Origin of the sequence: Amycolatopsis sp. NPDC004079 (assembly GCF_040610415.1) — a bacterium.
GTDB lineage: Bacteria > Actinomycetota > Actinomycetes > Mycobacteriales > Pseudonocardiaceae > Amycolatopsis > Amycolatopsis halotolerans.
The window spans coordinates 25595-45197 of the sequence record NZ_JBEXMH010000012.1 but is presented as its reverse complement, the minus strand read 5'-3'; the positions used below and the strand labels follow the sequence as shown (position 1 = coordinate 45197).

Annotated in this window: 19 protein-coding genes; 14 read left to right on the top strand and 5 right to left on the bottom strand. The window is 69.5% G+C overall.

The window, feature by feature from the left end; genetic code table 11:
• Positions 1–15 precede the first annotated feature (15 nt).
• Together ABZX37_RS15310 and ABZX37_RS15305 are read left to right on the top strand one after the other, a co-directional pair.
• Positions 16–621 (top strand): sigma-70 family RNA polymerase sigma factor, encoded by a 606-nt coding sequence (locus ABZX37_RS15310; RefSeq protein WP_354739824.1) that lies wholly within the window; start codon positions 16–18, stop codon positions 619–621.
• Positions 618–1715, top strand: coding sequence for a hypothetical protein (locus ABZX37_RS15305; RefSeq protein WP_354739822.1), 1098 nt, complete (start codon positions 618–620; stop codon positions 1713–1715). Before ABZX37_RS15310 ends, ABZX37_RS15305 begins: the two co-directional genes overlap by 4 nt.
• Here the strand turns inward: ABZX37_RS15305 and radA are convergent, their stop codons facing one another.
• Complete coding sequence (gene radA / locus ABZX37_RS15300) at positions 1716–3077, bottom strand: DNA repair protein RadA (protein ID WP_354739820.1); 1362 nt, start codon at positions 3075–3077, stop codon at positions 1716–1718.
• Positions 3078–3120: 43 nt separating this feature from the next.
• The gene (locus ABZX37_RS15295; RefSeq protein WP_354739818.1) at positions 3121–3813 is read right to left on the bottom strand and encodes a hypothetical protein; all 693 of its coding nucleotides are present in this window, start codon (positions 3811–3813) and stop codon (positions 3121–3123) included.
• A 274-nt stretch (positions 3814–4087) separates the two neighbouring features.
• On the opposite strand from ABZX37_RS15295, the gene ABZX37_RS15290 reads away from it, so the two are divergent.
• The 12 genes from ABZX37_RS15290 (at position 4088) to ABZX37_RS15235 (ending at position 16416) form a co-directional block, all read left to right on the top strand.
• Positions 4088–4579 (top strand): CarD family transcriptional regulator, encoded by a 492-nt coding sequence (locus tag ABZX37_RS15290; RefSeq protein ID WP_009084200.1) that lies wholly within the window; start codon positions 4088–4090, stop codon positions 4577–4579.
• Between the two features lie 67 nt (positions 4580–4646).
• Positions 4647–5291, top strand: coding sequence for a 2-C-methyl-D-erythritol 4-phosphate cytidylyltransferase (locus tag ABZX37_RS15285; protein WP_354740058.1), 645 nt, complete (start codon positions 4647–4649; stop codon positions 5289–5291).
• 5 nt (positions 5292–5296) lie between these two features.
• The gene (gene ispF, locus ABZX37_RS15280) at positions 5297–5761 is read left to right on the top strand and encodes a 2-C-methyl-D-erythritol 2,4-cyclodiphosphate synthase (protein WP_354740056.1); all 465 of its coding nucleotides are present in this window, start codon (positions 5297–5299) and stop codon (positions 5759–5761) included.
• 203 nt (positions 5762–5964) lie between these two features.
• Positions 5965–7962, top strand: coding sequence for a hypothetical protein (locus tag ABZX37_RS15275; RefSeq protein WP_354739817.1), 1998 nt, complete (start codon positions 5965–5967; stop codon positions 7960–7962).
• Complete coding sequence (locus ABZX37_RS15270; protein WP_354739815.1) at positions 7959–9431, top strand: hypothetical protein; 1473 nt, start codon at positions 7959–7961, stop codon at positions 9429–9431. Before ABZX37_RS15275 ends, ABZX37_RS15270 begins: the two co-directional genes overlap by 4 nt.
• A 55-nt stretch (positions 9432–9486) precedes the next feature.
• On the top strand, positions 9487–10173 hold the full coding sequence (locus ABZX37_RS15265) for an HAD family hydrolase (protein ID WP_354739813.1): 687 nt from the start codon (positions 9487–9489) through the stop codon (positions 10171–10173).
• A 44-nt stretch (positions 10174–10217) separates the two neighbouring features.
• A complete protein-coding gene (cysS, locus tag ABZX37_RS15260; protein ID WP_354739811.1) occupies positions 10218–11603 on the top strand; it encodes a cysteine--tRNA ligase in 1386 nt (461 codons plus the stop codon).
• A 31-nt stretch (positions 11604–11634) separates the two neighbouring features.
• Positions 11635–12591, top strand: a complete 957-nt coding sequence (gene rlmB, locus ABZX37_RS15255) for a 23S rRNA (guanosine(2251)-2'-O)-methyltransferase RlmB (protein WP_354739809.1) — start codon at positions 11635–11637, stop codon at positions 12589–12591.
• Positions 12592–12627: 36 nt separating this feature from the next.
• Positions 12628–13299: a TetR/AcrR family transcriptional regulator gene (locus ABZX37_RS15250; RefSeq protein ID WP_354739807.1), complete on the top strand. Its 672-nt coding sequence runs from the start codon at positions 12628–12630 to the stop codon at positions 13297–13299.
• 247 nt (positions 13300–13546) lie between these two features.
• Positions 13547–14980, top strand: coding sequence for an MBOAT family protein (locus tag ABZX37_RS15245; RefSeq protein WP_354739805.1), 1434 nt, complete (start codon positions 13547–13549; stop codon positions 14978–14980).
• Positions 14981–15198: 218 nt separating this feature from the next.
• Entirely contained in the window at positions 15199–15564 is a 366-nt protein-coding gene (locus tag ABZX37_RS15240) for a hypothetical protein (protein WP_354739803.1), read from the top strand.
• 36 nt (positions 15565–15600) lie between these two features.
• A complete protein-coding gene (locus ABZX37_RS15235; protein WP_354739801.1) occupies positions 15601–16416 on the top strand; it encodes a hypothetical protein in 816 nt (271 codons plus the stop codon).
• A gap of 4 nt (positions 16417–16420) precedes the next feature.
• Here the strand turns inward: ABZX37_RS15235 and ABZX37_RS15230 are convergent, their stop codons facing one another.
• From ABZX37_RS15230 to ABZX37_RS15220, 3 genes are read right to left on the bottom strand one after another with little or no spacing between them, the layout of a single operon-like run.
• Complete coding sequence (locus tag ABZX37_RS15230; RefSeq protein WP_354739799.1) at positions 16421–17071, bottom strand: class II aldolase/adducin family protein; 651 nt, start codon at positions 17069–17071, stop codon at positions 16421–16423.
• On the bottom strand, positions 17072–18520 hold the full coding sequence (locus ABZX37_RS15225) for an FGGY-family carbohydrate kinase (protein ID WP_354739797.1): 1449 nt from the start codon (positions 18518–18520) through the stop codon (positions 17072–17074).
• Positions 18517–19557 (bottom strand): 2-hydroxyacid dehydrogenase, encoded by a 1041-nt coding sequence (locus ABZX37_RS15220; protein ID WP_354739795.1) that lies wholly within the window; start codon positions 19555–19557, stop codon positions 18517–18519. Before ABZX37_RS15220 ends, ABZX37_RS15225 begins: the two co-directional genes overlap by 4 nt.
• Between the last annotated feature and the right edge of the window lie 46 nt (positions 19558–19603).

Genomic DNA, 19603 nt, shown 5'->3' with positions numbered 1-19603 from the left:
CGGGCAAGAACAGGTATGCAGGTGACCCATGACGGTCCCGAGCCGGTGTCGACCGGCCCGCAGGACCGCCCCGACCTGGGCGGACCCGATCCCGCCCCGGCCTTCGGGCGGCTGTTCGACGCGCACGCGGCGACCATGCACCGCTACCTCGCGCGCCGCGTCGGCCCGGATACCGCGCACGACCTCGTCGCCGAGACGTTCCTCGTCGCGCTGCGCCGGCGGGAGTCCTACCGGCCGGAGCTGGGCACCGCGCGCTCGTGGCTGTACGGGATCGCGACGAACCTGCTGCGCCACCACGTCCGCAGCGAAACCCGGGCGCTGCGAGCCACCGCGCGGCTCGCGAATTCCAGCGACCGCGGCCACGGCGGGCACGACACCCGGGTCGCCGAGCAGGTGGACGCGCAGGCCCGCGCGGCACAGCTGGCCGGCGCGCTCGCGAAGCTGAGCGTCGCCGACCGCGACACGCTGCTGCTGGTCTCGTGGGCCGGGCTGGAACCGGTCGAAGTCGCCGAGGCGCTCGGCATCCCGCCGGGCACCGTGCGGTCGAGGCTGCATCGGATCCGCAGATGGCTGCGCACCAATCCAGGCGCATCGAGCCGCGAGGAGGCGAAGGACCAGTGAACGACGACACCGTGCGGCATCTGTGGTCCGACGCCGAACTCGACGAAGCCCTCGCCGCACTGCACCCGCACGAGGCGGCCACCGACCGCGCCGAACTCGACCGAGCCCGCGCGAGCATGATGCGGGCCGCCGCGGCAGTGAGCGAATCGGACGAACCCGTTGCCCCGCAACGAAAACAGCGCTCCGGCGCGTGGCGGTGGATCGCCGTGGCGGCCGCGGTCGCGCTCGTCACCGGCGGCGTGGTCGTGGTCCGGGAACTCGCCAGCGCGCCGACGACGCTGGCTCCCGCGGGTCCGGGCTCTTCGACGGACCGCCGGGAAGCGGGCGCGCCGTTCACCCACGTCGTGACCAAATACAGCCGCACCGCCTGGGTGGAGGGCAGGAGCGCGTTCACCATCCGGGAACAGCTGGACCTGTGGATCCCGGCCAACCCGGCCGGAACCTGGAAAGGCCGGTGGACCCGGTCCTCGCCGCCGGAGCTGATCACCGGGAAGGAAAAGGACAGCGGGGGCCTGCCCGGGCCGTCGCAGTACGAGGAATCCGCACCCGGCGGGCGCTTCACCCAGAACCTGCCCTTCCCGAGCCGCTCGCCGTCCGACTTCCTCTCGCCGGGCTGGTACCACCCGACCCCGGAATTCGTCGCGAGCCTGCCGACCAACGCCAGCCAGCTGACCGCTCGCCTCTTCACCGACCTCAACACTCCGCAGCCGCCCGAGGGCGACGGGCCGATGCCGCAGCCGATGAACTACAGCGGCACTCCGCAGTTCCCCAGCCGCATCAGCTATCCGGAGGGAACCGCGATGATCCTGAACGTCTTCGCTTCCGGGTACGCATCACGGGAGCTGCGAGCCGCTTTGCTGAGTGTGATGGACAAGCCTGGGTTCGGCTTCACCGCCATGCGGGAACCCCCGGACACAGCGCAGTACACGGCGTCCTCCGGCCTGTACAACCTGCTCGTCTCGGTGGACCCCGCGCAAGCCCAGCTGACCAATATCCAGGTGACCGCCCGGAACAAAAACGCCGGAGTCCCGCCCGGCACCTTGGTCAGCTCCGCGCAGTTCTCCTCCGAGACCACCGAGCGGGCGGGAGACTGATCATTTCGCGTGATTCGCCGCGTTGAGCGCGCTCGCCACGTCGGGCACCTCCAGCACCCGGATGCCGTCCGGGAGCTTGCCGGAATCCGGCGGCACCAACGCGTGCGTGAAGCCCAGCCGGGCCGCCTCGGCCAGCCGGCGGGCGACGTTCGGGACCCGCCGGATCTCGCCCGCCAGCCCGACTTCGCCCACCGCCACCAACCGCGGCGACAGGGCCACGTCGTGCAGTGAGGAGGTCAGCGCGAGCACCAGCGCCAGGTCGATGGCGGGCTCGGTGATCTTCATGCCGCCGACCGTGGCGACGTAGACGTCCTTGTCTCCCAGCTTCATCCGGCCGCGTTTTTCCATCACGGCGAGCACCATGGCGATCCGGGCCGAATCAAGGCCGCTCACCGCGCGTCGCGGCTGCGGCATGCCGCTGCTCGACACCAGCGCCTGCACCTCGCCCAGCAGCGGCCGTTTCCCTTCGACCGCGACGGTGACCGCGGTGCCCGGCACCGGTTCCGCTGTCCGGCTCAGGAACAGCCCGGACGGGTCGGGCACGCCGACGATGCCTTCCTCGGTGAGCTCGAAACAGCCGATCTCGTCCGCCGCGCCGAACCGGTTCTTGATGCCGCGCACCATCCGCAGCGTCGAATGCTTGTCGCCCTCGAATTGCAGCACCACGTCCACCAGATGCTCCAGCACGCGCGGACCGGCGACCGAACCGTCCTTCGTGACATGTCCCACGAGCACGACCGGCAGCCCGCGTTCCTTGGCCAGCGCGACGAGCCCGGAGGTGACCGCGCGGACCTGCGTGACCCCGCCCGGCGATCCCTCGACCTGCGGCGACGCCATGGTCTGGACCGAATCGACGATCAGCACGCCCGGCTTCACCGCGTCGACGTGCCCGAGGATCGCGGACAGGTCGCTCTCCGCGGCGAGGTACATCTCACCGTGCACGTTGCCGGTGCGCTCGGCGCGCAGCCGGACCTGTCCCGCGGATTCCTCGCCCGTGACGTACAGCGAACGCCCGGCCGTGACCGCCCATTGATAGGCGACTTCGAGCAGCAGCGTGGATTTGCCGACCCCGGGTTCGCCCGCCAGCAGCGCGACGGCGCCGGGCACGAGGCCGCCGCCGAGCACGCGGTCCAGCTCCGGCACGCCGGTGGCTTTCGCCCGGGCCGCCTCGACGTCCACCTCGGCGATCGGCCGCGCGGGCGCGCTCGGCGCTCCGGCGGCCACCCGCGCGATCGCCGGTTTCGCGGAGCCGCGCTCCTCGAGCGTGCCCCACGCATGACATTCCGGGCAGCGGCCGACCCACTTCGCCGCTTCGTACCCGCATTCCGCGCACCGATGGACGGTGCTGGTCTTCTTCACCACGCCGCGAGGCTATCGGCGAGCACCGACAGAAACGCGGCGGCGATCAGGAGCGCGGGTGCGCCGGCGCGGCGACCGGCAGCTCGACCACGATCGGGCCGGCGTTCTGGAAGGTGAAGGTGACCTTGATCGTCGCGCCCGGCCACAGCGGCTGCTTCAGGCCCTGCAGCACGACCTTGCCGGTGCCGAGCTGGCTCGCCGCGCCGCCGTTCTCGCCCGCCTGCGGCGCGTTCGACGCCGAGTTGGGGGCGGAGTTCGACGCGCTGTTCGAGGCGGAGCCCGGGGCCGAGCTGGGCGCGCCGTTGGCGGCCGAGTTGGTCTCGGAGGCCGGCGTGCTGTTCGCCGATTCCGGCTGCGCCGGGGCGCCCTGCTCGACCGCGTCGGCCGGGCCGATCACGAGCGAGTGGCCGGCGACGATCGCCGAGTCGCCGGAGATCTGCGCGGGCCCGGTCGCGCCCTCGGAGGTCACCGAGACGAGCTTGTCGTCCTTCTGGCCCTGGTTGATCACGGTGAGCGTGAGCGGGGCGGGCGAACCCGCCGCGTAGCCGGGGCCCTGCGCCGGGTACTGCACCGCGACGTTGCGCAGCACGATCGTCTTCACCTGGGCGTAGGTCCCGTTGACGGCGGGCTGCTGGGTGTCGGTCTGGGTGATCTGACCGGCTCCGCAACCGGCGAGCACGAGTGCGGCGCCGAGCGCCGACACGCCTGCGCCGAGCACGCGGCGATTCTGCAGCCTCACGTCAGAGTCCTTCCCTTTCACGGCCTCGTCCTTCCCGAAGACTAGCCGGGCGGTTCTCCGCGCGCGGAACCGGTGTGCGTTCCCGGCCGATCGACCGTCCACAAAGGATCCCACGGTGCCGGTCGGGGCGCTGTCGGCTCACCTGCATGAGCACGGCGAAAACCGGTTTGTCAAGCCCTGCCCAGGCCGCTGACCTGCGACGACGATCCCGGGTCGCTAGGTGGCCGCCGAACAGCCGTGATAGGATGGAGTCAGCGAAAGGGGCAGAGGACACATGGTTTTCAAGGTCGGAGAGACCGTCGTCTACCCGCACCACGGTGCCGCACTCATCGAAGCCATCGAGACCCGCGTGATCAAGGGCGAGGAAAAGAAGTACCTCGTCCTCAAAGTCGCGCAAGGGGATCTTACGGTTCGCGTGCCCGCTGACAACGCCGAGATCGTCGGCGTACGCGATGTCGTCGGGCAAGAAGGACTGGACAAGGTCTTCGATGTTCTGCGTGCTCCGCACACCGAAGAGCCCACGAACTGGTCTCGTCGGTACAAGGCCAACCTGGAGAAGCTCGCCTCGGGCGATGTGAACAAGGTGGCCGAAGTGGTGCGCGACCTCTGGCGGCGAGAAAAGGACCGCGGACTTTCAGCCGGCGAGAAACGCATGCTGGCGAAGGCACGGCAAATCCTGGTCAGCGAGCTCGCGCTCGCGGAGGGCACCGACGAGGGCAAGGCGGAAACGCTCCTCGACGAGGTTCTAGAGACCGCGACGGTCTGACCCCGGGTCCTCCGGTTCGCCGCCGAGGCAACCGGTTCCCTACGATCACGACCTGATGAACCCACAGGTGCTCAGTGTCGCGTTCGTGACTGTCGCGCACCGTCCGGCTGATCCCGAGCTCGCGCTCACGGCGGTCGGTGGTGCAGCACTACTCACGCACACCGTGCGGGGGCTGCTCGGCACACCGGAGATCGATCTGGTGGTCGCCGCAGCCCCCGAGCGGTGTGCGAAGTCGTTTTCCAAGGCTGTGCGCGGCCTCGATTGCCGGGTCGTTCCCGGCGATTCGCTCCGGCAGGCATTCGCCGCCGTCGAGCCCATTCTTTCCCCCAACGCCGTCGTGCTGGTGCACGACGCGCTGCGGGCGTTCACTCCACAACGGACGGTCCGCCACGTGCTGGCCGCGGTCCGGGACGGCGCTCCCGTCGCGGTGCCGGTGCTGCCGATGTCCGACACGGTGAAAACCACTGACGACAACGGAATTGTCACCGCCACGGTGGATCGCGACGGTCTCCGCAGCGCGCAAACCCCGGTTGGTTTTTCCCTTTCCGCATTCCGCTCCGCACTCGCCGATTCCGCCGACCCCGGCCTCGCCGACACCGCGGGCGCCGCCACCGTCCCCGGCGACCCGGACGCGATGCGCGTCGCGAGCGCCTTCGAACTGACCCTCGCCGAGGCGCTCGTCGCGGGCGGGGACCGAGAGGATCCCCTGTGACCGATCTGCGGGTAGGCAACGGCGTCGACGTCCATCCGGTCGAGCCGGGCCGGGAATGCTGGATGGCCGGCTTGCGGTGGCCCGGCGTCGACGGCTGTGCGGGCCACTCGGACGGCGACGTCGCGGCACACGCCCTGTGCGACGCCCTGCTGTCCGCCGCCGGTCTCGGCGACCTCGGGGCGGTATTCGGCACCGGCGATCCACGCATGGACGGCGCGCACGGCACCGACATGCTCGTCGAGGTGCGTGCGTTGCTGCGGGCGGAGGGCTGGCAGGTAGCCAACGCGACCGTCCAGGTCATCGGGAACCACCCGCGGATCGGGAAACGGCGCGACGAGGCGCAGCAGGTGCTGAGCGACGCGATCGGCGGACCGGTGAGCGTCTCGGGAACGACGTCGGACGGGCTCGGCCTCACCGGCCGCGGCGAGGGCATCGCGGCGGTCGCGACCGCGCTGCTGGTGCGCGGCTGAGCGAAATGCGCTCGCGCGGGAAATCGTGATATTCCATTTTCCCCGATACTTGACCAGCGAGAACAACACGGCCCGGTAAAACGATCTTCGTCGATCGGGCAAAGATCTCCGCTAACTTCTGCGCTCGTACCCGCGGCTCATTATAGTTATTTCGCGACGTTTGCGGCGGCAGGGAGCGGGGCCGCCCGGGCCAAAGGGGGACGATGCCCGTCGATGCGCATCGGTTGTCCGGAGTACGTTCGATCACCGGGAGGCTGGTCGAAGAACTGCTGAGCCGTCCGGGAGGACAGAGCAGACCACTGCCGATCGCGGTGGCGCTAGGCGTGCGCGGCTCCGGGAAGTCGGCGCTGCTGGAGGAATTGCGCACCCGATGCGAGGACATCCCGCACGCGCTCGTCGATTTCGAGCGGCGCGACTGGGAGCAGATTCAACCCCGAGAACTGCTGGGCCACTTGGCGTTTGATCTGGGGAGGCAATGGCGGCAATTCGGCCGTATCGCGTTTCCCCGGCTGTGGCTATGCATGCTCGTGCTCAGCGCGCCGGTGGAACTCGGCGACCGCAGGGCCGCGCTGCGCAAGCTCCGGGACCTGATCGGGAAAAACCAGCCGCTGGAACGCAATCGCGACGCGATCGTGGACGTCGTCAAGCTCGTCGGCGGCGTCACCTCAGGCAACAGCCTGCCCGGCTGGAACGAGGCGACCGAACTGCTGCTGCGCGGGCTCAGCTGGTATGACCGGCGGCGGCTGATGGGCAAGGTCAAGGCCATGCCGACCGGGCACGGCAACCACCAGGACTTCCTGATCGAGATCGCCAAGCACGCGCACGGCGACGAGGACGACCGGGCGGCGGTCGACGCGATCATCTGCGACGCGTTCCTCGCCGACCTGCGCCGTGCGTACTCCGGCCTCTCCGGCACCCGCCGGACGATGAATTGCCTGGTATTGCTGGACAACGCGCACACGAAGGGCGGACAGGACTTCCTGCGCGCGCTCGCCGAATCGCGCAGGCACACACCCGACGAGGCGGACCCGCTCGTGGTGATCGCGACGAGCCGGACGTGGAATCCGGACTGGGGCGAAAGCTGGTCGATGGTCACCGCGCATCCCGGCAGCGACCGGGAAATCCGCCGGAACCCCGAGCATCGGACGAGCGGTCTGGAATGGCCGGTGCCGCGGCTGCCCGCGCACGTGGAGACCGATTGGATCCCCGGCCAGCCGGACAACCGCTGGTCGCCGTGGTATCTGCTGGAACTCGGCACGCTTTCCAGCGGCGACGTCGTCGATGTCGCCGCCGCGCACGACGTGCATCCGACGTCGCGGCTGCCGCGGTTCCTGTCCCGGCTCACCGACGGACATCCCGGCGCGGTGCGGGAGGTGCTGCACACTGTCGCCGCGCGCTACGAGCCGGCCAACCCGAACACGTTGCGGGAAGCCTTGTACACCAAGGTAACCGCGGAAGACGGCAGCGATTCCACTTTGCTCGCTGAGATGTGCGACTACCTGCTGCAGGACTTTTCGACCGCGAGCCGCCAGGAACTCGTCACCGCGAGCGCCGCGGTCGACGTGGAAATGCTGTTCCACAAGGAAATTCTCGATCTGCGCAATCCGATGGGCGAGGGACCGCTGTTCAAGCAGCTCGCCGACCAGCTGTGGCTGCGGGCGGATCCGGACGATCCGTCGCGCTACGTCCTGCACCCGTGGCTGCGCCGGTTGCTGCTGCGGAAGCTGGCCACGCGCGCCGACGATCACCCGTTGAACTGGGAGAAGGTGCACACGCGCTGCCGCGATTTCTACGAGAAGAACGGCCGGGTCGCCGCCGCCCGCTACCACGATCTGGCGCTCGAAAACGTCGAGGCGGTGGTCACGCACCTGTGCAAGCCGCTCGCCGCGGCGCACGCCGAGTTCGACGTGCCGACCGCGGAAGCGTGGCTCGCCGAACTGGACACGATCACCGCCGCGCCCAACCGCCTGGTGGAGAACGCGGATCCGTACACCCAGGTGCAGCAGCACGTCGGGGAGTGGGAAGGCGAACTGGAGACCACCGTGGCGTGGCTGGTCGTTTCGCTGTGGCTGGCGCGCGATCCGCTCGGTGACCCGGGCGGCACCCTCAACGCCACGATCGAGAGCGGATTCCACCATCTGGCCCAAGGCCGGGGACGAGGATCGATGCTGCTGCACGAGCGAGCGGAGCGCTACCGATGACGCAACGGATCAAGCCGCCGCGGCCGACGTGGGCGAAGTGGCTGTGGGGCGGCGGCGCGGTGCTGCTGGTCGTGGTCATCGTCGTCGCGGCGTTCGTCGTGGTCCCGGCGATCAGCGAGGCGAATCGCACCTGCGGCACCGGCGTCGAGGAGCGCGGTGAGAATTCCGAATGCATCGGCACCACTGACGGCGAATTCGTGTTCTCCCCCGACCTCGCGGATGTGGAAAACAGAATTCATCAGGAAAATACCGAAACCGTCGGCTCCGGCAAACCGTACGTGACCATCGCGGTGCTCCTGCCGATGACGCTCACCGACCACGACATTCTCTCCCGCGAATGGGTGCGGCATCAGCTCGAAGGGGCGTATGTCGCGCAGCACCGGGCCAACAAAACGCAGTCGTGGGGCAGCGTGCCGCTCATCCGGCTGCTGCTCGCGAACCCCGGCAGCCAGCTCAAACAGTGGGAGCCGGTGGTCGACGACCTGATCGGCCGCACCGGGGCGGACCGGATCGTGGGCGTGACCGGGATCGGGCTGAGCCTCGACACCGCGCGCAGCGCCATCCAGAAGCTGTCCGACCACCGCGTCCCGGTCGTCGCGTCGCATCTGGCCGCCGACGAGTTCTCGCAGATCCCCGGGTTCCTGCGGGTGTCCCCGACCAGTTCGACCTACGGCAGTTCGATGGCCGGCTACGTGAAGCCGACCGCGCACACCGCCACCGTCGTGCAGGACCAGAACCCCGACGACCTGTACCCGAAGACGCTGGCCACGGCGTTCACCAAGACGTTCGCCGACGCCACGCACCGGATCGTCGGGCGCACCGAGTCCTACGACTCCAGCCTGCCCGGGATCGAGAACACGTTCTTGCAGATGATGCCCAACATCTGCGGCGACAACCCGGACGTCGTCTACTTCGCCGGCCGCGAGGACCACCTGAAGTCGTTCGTCGCGCAGCTCGCCCAGCGGCCGTGCCTCGAGAAGCACCTGACCGTGCTGACCGGCGACCTCGCGCAGGTCGGCCCGCCCGGTCCGGAAATGCGCCGCGGTCTCCAGGCGAACGTCACGGTCCTCGCGCCCGGGCTCGCGCACCCGCAGGCCTGGCGCGACCACCCGGAGTCGTTCAACAAGGCGGCCGTCGCGAGCTTCGAAGAACCAGGGTGCGACGGCTGCTTCACGGCGGTCTTCCCCCGGGAGCGGCTGGACGACGGCATCGCGATCCTGGCGCACGACGCGGTGCTGACCGTGGTCTGGGCCATCCGGGGGATCCCGCGGGTGTCTCCGGAGCAGGTCACCGCGCAGGACGTGCTGCAGGCCAGGAACCGGCTGCACGGACAGTCCGCGGTACCGGGAGCGAGCGGGATGATCTCGTTCGACGACCGCGGCGACCCGGTGAACAAGGCGGTGCCGATCCTGAAGGTCCGGCTCGACGCGACGCCGGAGTTCGTGGAGCTGTACGTCCCGACCGGATGAGCTGGGGGCCACAAACGGGCGGCAGCGCACCCGGAACGCCCGATAGGGTTGGCGCGTGGCCATCAACGCGGTGTTGTTCGATTTCTCCGGCACTCTTTTCCGGCTTGAGCAGCAGGACGGCTGGCTCGACGACGTACGCGACGACGACGGTTCGGCGCTCGACGTCGAAGCCCAGACCGAGCTGATGCGGCGGATGACCGCGCCGGTCGAGCAGTCCGTCGAACTGGACGAGGAGCACCTGCACGCCTGGCACAACCGCGACCGCGACCCGGAGCTGCACCGGAAGGTGTACCTGGAGGTCCTGCGGCTGTCCGGCGTGCCCCGGCGCGACCAGGCCGAGGCGCTGTACGCGCAGCTCATCGCGCCCGACCAGTGGACGCCGTACCCGGACACCGAAGCCGCGCTGAAGGCAGTCGCGAGCAGCGGGCGCAAGGCGGGCGTGCTGAGCAACATCGCGTTCGACATCCGGCCGGCGTTCGGCCAGCGCGGCTGGGACGCCCACGTCTCCGAGTTCACCCTGTCCTTCGAGGTCGGGGCCGTGAAACCGGAGCCGGAGATCTTCCAGGCGGCGATCGAGCGGCTGGGCGTCCGCGCCGAGGAGACGCTGATGGTCGGAGACAGCGAGGAGGCCGACGGCGGCGCCCGGGCGCTGGGCTGCCGGTTCGCCCTGGTCGACCCGCTGCCCACCGCGCAGCGGCCGGACGCGCTGCTGGGCGTGTTGCGGGAGCACGGCGTGCTCTGACGTCCTGCGACGTCTCCCACAGTGCTGCCGGTACCCTTTACCTCGTGGCTTTGCACCTGTACGACACCGCGACCCGTGCCCCCCGGGAGTTCTCTCCCGTCCGCAGCGGAACGGCGTCGATCTACGTGTGCGGGGCCACCGTGCAGGGAGTACCGCATATCGGGCACGTCCGCGGCATGCTGAATTACGACGTGCTCCGCCGCTGGCTGCTCCACAGTGGACTGGACGTGCTGCTGGTCCGCAACGTCACCGACATCGACGACAAGATCCTCACCAAGGCCGCCGACGCCGGACGGCCCTGGTGGGAATGGGCGGCGACGCACGAGCGGGCGTTCGAGAAGGCGTACGAGGATCTCGGCTGCCTTCCGCCGTCGGCCACGCCGCGCGCGACCGGGCACGTCACGCAGATGGTCCAGCTGATGGAGCGGCTGATCGAAGCCGGGCACGCGTACGCCGTCGACGGCGACGTGTACTTCTCGGTGAAGTCGTTCCCGGAGTACGGCACGCTCTCCGGACAGCAGCTCGACGAGGTTCAGCAGGGCGAGACGCCCACCCGCGGGAAGCGTGATTCGCGCGACTTCACGCTGTGGAAGAGCGCGAAGCCGGGCGAGCCGTCGTGGCCGACGCCGTGGGGCGACGGGCGGCCTGGCTGGCACCTGGAGTGCTCGGCGATGGCGACCAACTACCTCGGCGCCGAGTTCGACATCCACGGCGGCGGCGTCGACCTGGTGTTCCCGCACCACGAGAACGAGCGCGCGCAGTCGAACGCGGCCGGCGACGGGTTCGCCCGGTACTGGCTGCACAACGCGTGGGTGACCATGTCCGGCGAGAAGATGTCGAAGTCGCTGGGCAACACGGTCGCGATCCCGGCGATGCTGGAGCGCTACCGTGCGCCCGAACTGCGCTACTACCTGGTGCAGCCGCACTACCGGTCCACGGTGGAGTACTCCGAGGGCGCGGTTTCCGAAGCCGCGCAGGGCTACCGGCGGATCGAGGCGTTCCTGCGCCGGGCGGAGTCGGCCGGCACGGTGGACGTCGGCCCGGTCTCTTCGGAATTCGCCGCGGCGATGGACGACGACCTGGCGACGCCGGCCGCGTTCGCCGTGGTGCACAACACGGTCCGCGACGGTAACGCCGCCCTCGACGGCGGCGACACCACGAAGGCACTCGAATTGGCCGGCACGGTCCGCGGGATGACCGGCGTGCTCGGCATCGACCCGCTGTCGCCGGACTGGGCGGACGGCGGCTCGGACACTCCCGTCCGCGACGCGCTGGGCACGCTCGTGGAAGCCCTTCTGGCCGAACGCCAGGAGGCCCGTGCGGCGAAGGACTTCGCCCGCGCGGACGCCGCCCGCGACCGTCTCGTGGCGGCCGGGATCGCGGTGGAAGACACCCCGAACGGTCCGCAATGGACAGTCAGGAACTCCTGACTTCCTTCGCGGCAGCAGAGATTGAGGATTCATGGCAGGCAACTCACAGCGCAAAGGTGCCATCCGCAAGACCGGCACCAAGAAGGGCGCCGTCGTCGGTTCGGGCGGGCAGCGGCGCAAGGCGCTCGAGGGCAAGGGCCCGACCCCGAAGGCCGAGGACCGGCCCGGGCACAAGGCGTACCGCGCTGCCAACGCCGCCACCAAGCGTGACCAGGCCCGGCAGAAGAAGGCCGACCGGCCGGAGCTGATCGCCGGCCGCAACCCGGTCGTCGAGGCACTGCGCGCGGACGTGCCGGGCACGGCGCTGTACGTCGCGCTCAACATCGACATCGACGACCGGGTCAACGAGGCCGTCCGGCTCGCGGGCGACAAGGGCATCTCGATCCTGGAGATCCCGCGCGAGGAGCTGGACCGCAAGACCAACCGCGCGATGCACCAGGGCCTCGGCCTGCAGGTGCCGCCGTTCGAGTACGCGCACCCGGACGACCTGATGCAGGCCGCGCGCGACTCGGGCAACACCCCGCTGTTCGTCGCGCTCGACGGCGTCACCGACCCGCGCAACCTCGGCGCGGTGATCCGGTCCGCGGCGGCGTTCGGTGCGCAGGGCGTGCTGCTGCCGGAGCGTCGCAGCGCCGGAATGACCGCGGTCGCGTGGCGTACCAGCGCCGGTACCGCGGCGAAGCTGCCGATCGCTGTCGCCACGAACCTCACCCGCCAGCTGCGCGCGTGGGCTTCGAAGGGCCTGATGATCGTCGGCCTCGACGCTGACGGCACGGTCGACATCGACGCGCTCGACCTGGCTGCGGACCCGCTGGTCATCGTGCTCGGCTCGGAGGGCCGCGGCCTCTCCCGGCTGGTGCGCGAGACCTGTGACGCGACGGTGTCGATCCCGATGGCCGCCGGTGTGGAATCGCTGAACGCCTCGGTCGCCGCCGGCGTGCTGCTGGCCGAGGTGGCCCGCCGCCGCCGGATCGCCGGACGCGTCTGATCTCACTGGAATCACCGGCCTGTTATCGTCGATAACATGCCCGACGACGCCCGCGCCCGCATCATCGCCGCCGCCCTGGACCTGCTGTCCACCGGCGGCCCGGACGCGGTGTCGACCCGCGCGGTGAGCTCCGCGGCAGGCGTCCAGCCGCCGACGATTTATCGGCTGTTCGGCGACAAGGACGGCCTGCTGGACGCCATCACCGTCCAGGGCTACGCCGACTACCTGGAAGCGAAAACGGCCCAGCCCCCCGCCGAGGACCCACTGGAGGACTTGCGGCGGGGCTGGGACCAGCACCTGGAGTTCGGCCTGGCCAATCCTGCGTTGTACCTGCTGATGACTACCCGTCCCGGCCCCTCTCCGGCTTTGGAGAAGTCGCTGGAGATCCTCGGCGCGAGAGTCAGCCGCATCGCCTCGGCCGGACGGCTCCGAGTGCCCGAGCCGCTCGCCGCTGCTTTGATCCATGCCGCCGGGTCTGGGACGACGTTGAGCCTGATCGGTGCTCCGCCGGATTCCCGCGACCTGGCGGTCTCGGTCGCGGCTCGAGAAGCGGTGATCGCGGCGATCAGCACGGATCGGCCGGTGTCCCGCACTCCTGGACCCGCCGCGGCGGCGACGGCGTTGCGGGCGGTGTTGCCGCAGGTGTCGGGGTTGAGTGCGGCGGAGAAGGCTTTGATGGGCGAGTGGTTGGGCCGGATCACCGACTGAGCCCGGGCTGGAATTGGTTCGCGAGAGCCCCTGTTTCGGATCTCCGCTGCGGGCAACTCCCCGACGAGCCTTGCCGTCGTCGCCTCCGCAGAACGCTCGTGTCCCCCCGCCCTTCCCCACCGCGAGCGGCGGAATCCTCCCAAATCCGTCACCCTCCGTGATTCGTGCTGTGATCCGTCGGGCATCGCCCCGCAGGGCCACCCGCTCGGGCTAAGGTCTCCTCCGGAACCGAGGGGGTCCGTCACCGATGTCGTTCGTTTCGCCGCTGTTCTTGTGGTACTTCATGCCCGCGGTGCTGATCGCGGTCCTGGCGTGCCCGCGCAGCTGGCGCAACGGCATCGTCGCGGTCGCGAGCCTGCTGTTCTACACGATCGGCGCCGGCCCGTACCTGTTCCTGCTGCTGCTCTGCATGGCGGTGAACTTCCTGGCCGGACCGGCGCTGGAGCCCAGCCCGTGGGACGTCCGCGGCAAGCGCCGGAAGCGGATCCTGATCGGCGTCATCACCCTCGACGTGCTCGTGCTCGTCATCTGGAAGTACGCCGGTTTCGCGACGCAGCAGATCGCGGCCGTCGCGCACTGGTTCGGCGGCGACCTGGGCGTCGCGAACATCGTGGTGCCGATCGGCATTTCCTTCTACACCTTCCACCACATCTCGTACGTGGTGGACATCTACCGCGGCGAACGGCACGCGCTGCGCAACCCGGTGTCGTTCGCCGCGTACATCGCGATGTTCCCGCAGCTCGTGGCGGGTCCCATCGTGCGGTACCGGGAGATCGCCGACCAGCTTCCGCAGCGGCGTTCGCACCGGCTGGACGACATCGCCGCGGGCTTCCCGAGGTTCGCGCTGGGCCTGTGCAAGAAGTCGATCATCGCCGACTCGCTCAGCCCGATGGTCGAAGCCTGCTTCTCGACCCCGGCGAACCAGATGACGTTCACGACGGCCTGGCTCGGCGCGATCGGCTACACCCTGCAGTTGTTCTTCGACTTCTCCGGCTACTCGGACATGGCGATCGGCCTAGGCCGCATGCTCGGTTTCCGGCTGCCGGAGAACTTCGCCCGCCCGTACTCGTCGGTGACGATCACGGAGTTCTGGCGCCGCTGGCACATGTCGCTGTCGCGCTGGTTCCGCGACTACGTCTACATCCCGCTGGGCGGGAACCGTTCCGGCGCCGGAAAAACGTACCGGAACCTGTCGATCGTCTTCGTGCTGACCGGTTTCTGGCACGGCGCGCAATGGACGTTCCTGATCTGGGGCTGCTACCACGGCGCGCTTTTGGTCATCGAACGCCGCTTCAACCTCGGCGACTCCCCGGCCAGCCCGGTCGCCCGCATCGCCCGCCGGGTGCTGACGCTGATCCTCGTGGTGTTCGGCTGGGTCTTCTTCCGCTCGGCCGACCTCGGCCACGCGCTGTCGATGATCGGCCACATGCTGATCCCCGACTTCGGCGGCCTCGGCGACGTCGTGGAAAGCGCGCTGACGAACCAGCGACTGGTGATCCTGCTACTGGCACTGATCGTGTTCATCCTCCCGGCGCACCCGGTGACCGGCCCGCTGCTGGAATCCTCCCGAAGCCGCGGCGCGACGGCGCTGCGGATCGGCGTCATGACGGTCGGCCTGATCTACGCGGCGATCCTGGTGGCTACGGGAACTTTCAGCCCGTTCCTGTACTACCAGTTCTGATCTCGCCGCACTGCGGGACACTGGTGGCAGACATGCTTTCGGCCTCAAGGGGAAATGCCGCGCAAGCCGCCGGGCGCAGTGCGCACTGGGTTATTCCGGAACTCCCTGCGAAAGCCCCGAAGTTCAGCGAAGTCGGGGACTTCGGGCTGGCACTGACGCTCCCGGATCCCTGCGCCGAGGGTAAGATTCGTCCGTTGCCTACCGGAAGGCCCGGAACGATGACCGACCCGACCGAGCCGCCAGATTTGGCTTCCACTCCGAACGTGATCCCGTACGTCGACCCGCATGACGGGCCGCGCCGGTTGCTCACGATCGATATTTCCACGCATATTTTCCACGCCGGCGCCTACATCCCGTTCGCGGGGATCGACGGTCGGCAGTACGTCGTTTCCTGGGGCGCGGTGTCGTTCGAGGTTCCCGCTGACCGCAACGTGCACGTCAGCGTGCACCTGCAGAGCAACGGCGGGGCCGGTTACACGCCGTCGCCGTTCGCGTCGATCATTTTGTACCCGAATCCGTTACCGCAACGGTTGGCTACGCAGTTCGCACGGGCAGGCATGGGGGCGCTCGTGCCGCTACCGTAAGAGGACGACGGAGGGGGAAGTATGGGTTATCCCGGCATGCCCGGACCAACCAAACAGGCGCGGAACCTCGCTCTGGTGCTCGCCGGAGTGCTCGGACTCAGTGAGATAGTCGTGCTGTGGGCCGAAGCCGCGACCATGATCAACCATGGTTGGGACAGCGGCAGTTATGTGCATCCGCTGTTGGCTGTGCTGAGTATCGCGGTGTTGCCTGGAGCGGCATTGCTCGCGACGCGAGGTCTGCGCCCGGCGCGTTTTCTCGTCGTTCCCGCGGTTGTGCAAGCGGTGGTGGCCATTGTTTCGCTGTCGCGTTTGCTCTCGCGGCACGTGCTTGCCGTCGTGGAACTTCAGACGGGCATTGCAGCTGTCGTCGCCGGGCTGACGGCGATCGCGCTGCTGCTGCCTCCGGTCGCCAAGCTTCTTCCGGGCGCGCAACCCGCCGGAACGGGCTACGGTCCGGCGGCTTGGACAGCAGCGCCGTACCCGCCGCAGGGATACGCCGGGCAGGTCCCGCAAGCTGGGTACACGCCTCAGCCGGGCGTTACGTATCCGGGTCAGCCCGGGATTCCCGCACAGCCTGGGTTTCCTGTGCAGCCTGGGTTTCCTGCGCAACCCGGATCTTCACCGCAGCCCTGGGCTCCTGCTCAGACCGGGTATCCGATGCCGCCGCCCGGGCCGGGGAATCCCTTGCCGCAGAACGGCTACCCGGCGGCACCAGCTGCACCACAACCTGACTATCCGCCCCAGCCCGGGTACCCGCCCCAGCCTGGGTATCCGCCCCAGCCCGGGTATCCGCCCCAGCCAGGGTATCCGCCGGGCCAAGGCGACCAGGGCGGGCCGCCGCCCTCGCACTGATCAATCAGCGTTGGCCGTATCCCTTCAGTTTCTCCACCACATGCTCGATTTCCGCTGGCGGCAACAAACCCGGGCTACCGGCTGAGCGGGCCAGCAGCCACACCTGGCAGACCCATTCCAATTGCTGGGCACGGCTATACGCACTCGACAACGAGTCGCCGTAAGTGATCGTGCCGTGGTTCGCCAGGAGGCAGCCTCGGCGATCGGCCAAGGCCGCCAGCATGGCATCGGCAAGCTCGGTGGTGCCGTAGGTCGAGTACGGAGCCACGCGAGCCGTGGGTCCGATTGCCGCGAGCATGTAGTGGATCGGCGGGACTTCGGTAACCAAAGTGGACACTGCGGTGGCGTGCACCGAATGCGTGTGCACCACCGCGTTCACCGGGGCGGACTCCGGATCGACGGCCCGGGTGTACACCGCCAGGTGCATCGGAAGTTCGCTCGTCGGCTTCAGGGTGCCGTCCGCGGGGTTGCCGTCGAGGTCCACCACGGGGATGTCGGCGGGCGTGAGGGCGGCGTAGTCAACACCGGTCGGGGTTACCGCGACCAGGTCGCCAGCTCGCGCCGACACGTTGCCTGACGTGCCGACGACCAAGCCGTCCGCGGTCAGGCGGCGGGCGTACTCGCACACGGCGGCACGCTCGTTCTCCAGGATCATTCACAGCCTCCACAGTCCGCGCGCGGCAGACAGGGAAGCCTGGTAGTCGGCGTAACCGCGCTCGTAATCAGCCACATTTTCGGGCCGGGCCTCGACCGTTCGCGAGTTCGCGGCCCAGCGATCCCGATCGTACGGCCTTCCCAGCGCGTCCGCGGCGGTGAGCACGGCACCGCGGGCGCCGACGCCGGGATCGCTCGGGATCACGACCGGACGGCCGAGCACATCGGCGAAAATCCGCAGCCATTCGGGCGAGCGCACTCCTCCGCCGCAGGCGTAGAGCTGTCCCGACAGGCCGGCGGCTTCAAAGCAATGCCGTGCGGCGTAAGCGATCGACTCGCAGAGCGCCCGCACCAGGTCGGCCCGGCCGGTTTCCAGGCTCAGCCCAGAGAATTGCGCGCGAGCTCCGGCGTCGACGAATGGCGCGCGTTCGCCGGATACCGAGAGGAACGGCAGGGCGCGCACCCCGCGAGCGCCGGGACTGCTGCTCGCCAGCAGCGGGTCGATTTCCTCGACGCTGATGCCCAGCAGCTCGCAGGCCCAATCGATGCCTGCCGTACCGACCATCGCTGGCATCGCGTGCAGGTATTCGTGCTCGTCGGGCGTGCACAGGAACATGCCCGCCGGTTCCGCTTCAGGGTCGAAAGCGGGATCTGCGGTGAGCACCTGGCAAGCGAGCGTGGTCCCGGCGGTGAGGATGCCGTCGCCCGGTTTCCGTACGCCAGCACCGATTGCGCTGGCTGGGAGGTCGAAAGGCCCTGCGGTGACTGGCAGTCCTACTGGCAGCCCGAGCAATTCGGCACCGCGCCGGTCGAGCCGGAACACCGACTTCGCCGGGGCGGGTTTCGCGAACAACGAACGACGATGTCCCAGACCGCAGGCCTCGATCGCCCCGTCGTCGTAGCTGCGGGTGGCCGGGTTCAAGAACGGCAGCGACGCATCCGAAACGTCGACCGTGATCTCTCCGGTGAGCCGCTGCAACACCGCGTCCACGCAGTATCCGGCCACGGCGGCACGGTCGAGCACCTCGGGATCATGAGTGTCCAAATAGGACATGATGGCCGCGGTGCAGCCGGGGAACATGCCGGAACCGGTGCGGCGGAAGACTTCCGCGGTCACGCCGTCGGCCTGCCATTTCGCGAGCACCGTGTTCGCCCGGCCGTCGAGCCACGAGATGGCCGGGTGCACCGCGGCACCCGTCTCGTCGCGGAGCCACAGGCCGTCGCCCTGTCCGGTCAACGCCAACGCGGACGCCGGCTCGGGCAGCGCGGCCGCGACCTCGCGCACCACCGTCGCGACCGTGCCGACGACCTGGTCGAGGTCCTGCTCGACCCGGCCGCCCGGAAGGTGGCGCACCTCGGACGGCGTGCACGCGCTCGCGATGGAGCTGCCGTCCTCGTCGAACACCACGGCCTTGGTGAGCGACGTCCCGATGTCGACCCCGACTATCACGGCCGTCGCTCCAGCACCTCGGGATTCGCGAGGTTGGCGAGCTGCTCGCCGCGCGCGTACCGGCCGACCTCCGCGGCGACGATCGCGGCCGCCCGCTCGGCGGTCTGCCTGCTCGCGCCGGCGAGGTGCGGGGTCGCGATCACGTTGGGCGCGTCGCGCAGCGCCCAGTCCGCAGGCGGCGGCTCGACGTCGTAGACGTCCAGCGCGAGCGCGCCGAGCCGACCGGAACGCAGAGCCTCGGGCAGCGGCGCGTAGTCGAGCAGGCCGCCGCGGGCGGTGTTCACGAGGACCGCGCCCTCCGGCAGCAGGTCGAGTTTGCTCGCGTTGATGAGGTGCCGGGTTTCCTCGGTGAGCCGTGCGTGCAGGCTCACGACGCGACTCTGCCGGAGCAACTCGTCCAGCTCGACAAGCTGTGCGCCATCGGCCTCGACCGCGGCGCGGTCGGCGTAGGGGTCAGCCACCAGGACGTTCGCCCCGAACGCGACGAGCACCTTGGTGACCCGGGACCCGATCGCGCCGTACCCGACGAGGCCGACGGTGGTGCCGCCCAGCTCGAGCCCGGCCTGGTCGTAGGCGTAGTAGTCGCCGCGCCAGGTGCCGGCGAGCAGTTCGGCCGAGGACGTCGAGATCCGCCGCATCGCGGCGAGGATCATGCCGACGGCGAACTCGGCCGCCGCACCCGCGTTGCGTCCCGGCGCGTAGGTGACGGCGACACCCGCCTCAGTGGCGGCAGCGAGGTCGACGTTCACCGGCCCGCCCCGGCACACCGACACGAGCTTGAGCGCCGGCGCGGCGGCGAAGACCTTCTTGGTGAACGGAGCCATCTGCGTGACGACGGCCGCGGCACCGGCGAGTGCCTCGATCACCTGGTCTTCGGTACCGCTGGCCTCCAGCACGTTGCCGACCGGCCCGAACGGCTCGACCGGCCACGGCAGCGTCAGCTCGGCGACCTCGTGGTCGCCGCCGAGTTCCGCGCGGACGGCTCCGGCCAGCAGGCCGGGGCTGACGAAGTGGTCTCCCGCAGCGAGAATGTGCAACTCTGCTCCCTCACTCGCTCTGTGCCGATTGTGCGCCACGGCGGAC

Excerpts from the sequence above, each read along its gene's own strand:
- ABZX37_RS15245 (WP_354739805.1), top strand. The coding sequence starts at position 13,547 with ATGTCGTTCGTTTCGCCGCTGTTCTTGTGGTACTTCATGCCCGCGGTG.
- ABZX37_RS15235 (WP_354739801.1), top strand. The coding sequence starts at position 15,601 with ATGCCCGGACCAACCAAACAGGCGCGGAACCTCGCTCTGGTGCTCGCC.
- ABZX37_RS15230 (WP_354739799.1), bottom strand. The coding sequence starts at position 17,071 with ATGATCCTGGAGAACGAGCGTGCCGCCGTGTGCGAGTACGCCCGCCGC.
- ABZX37_RS15310 (WP_354739824.1), top strand. The coding sequence starts at position 16 with ATGCAGGTGACCCATGACGGTCCCGAGCCGGTGTCGACCGGCCCGCAG.
- ABZX37_RS15275 (WP_354739817.1), top strand. The coding sequence starts at position 5,965 with ATGCCCGTCGATGCGCATCGGTTGTCCGGAGTACGTTCGATCACCGGG.
- ABZX37_RS15290 (WP_009084200.1), top strand. The coding sequence starts at position 4,088 with ATGGTTTTCAAGGTCGGAGAGACCGTCGTCTACCCGCACCACGGTGCC.
- ABZX37_RS15250 (WP_354739807.1), top strand. The coding sequence starts at position 12,628 with ATGCCCGACGACGCCCGCGCCCGCATCATCGCCGCCGCCCTGGACCTG.
- ABZX37_RS15240 (WP_354739803.1), top strand. The coding sequence starts at position 15,199 with ATGACCGACCCGACCGAGCCGCCAGATTTGGCTTCCACTCCGAACGTG.
- rlmB (WP_354739809.1), top strand. The coding sequence starts at position 11,635 with ATGGCAGGCAACTCACAGCGCAAAGGTGCCATCCGCAAGACCGGCACC.
- ABZX37_RS15270 (WP_354739815.1), top strand. The coding sequence starts at position 7,959 with ATGACGCAACGGATCAAGCCGCCGCGGCCGACGTGGGCGAAGTGGCTG.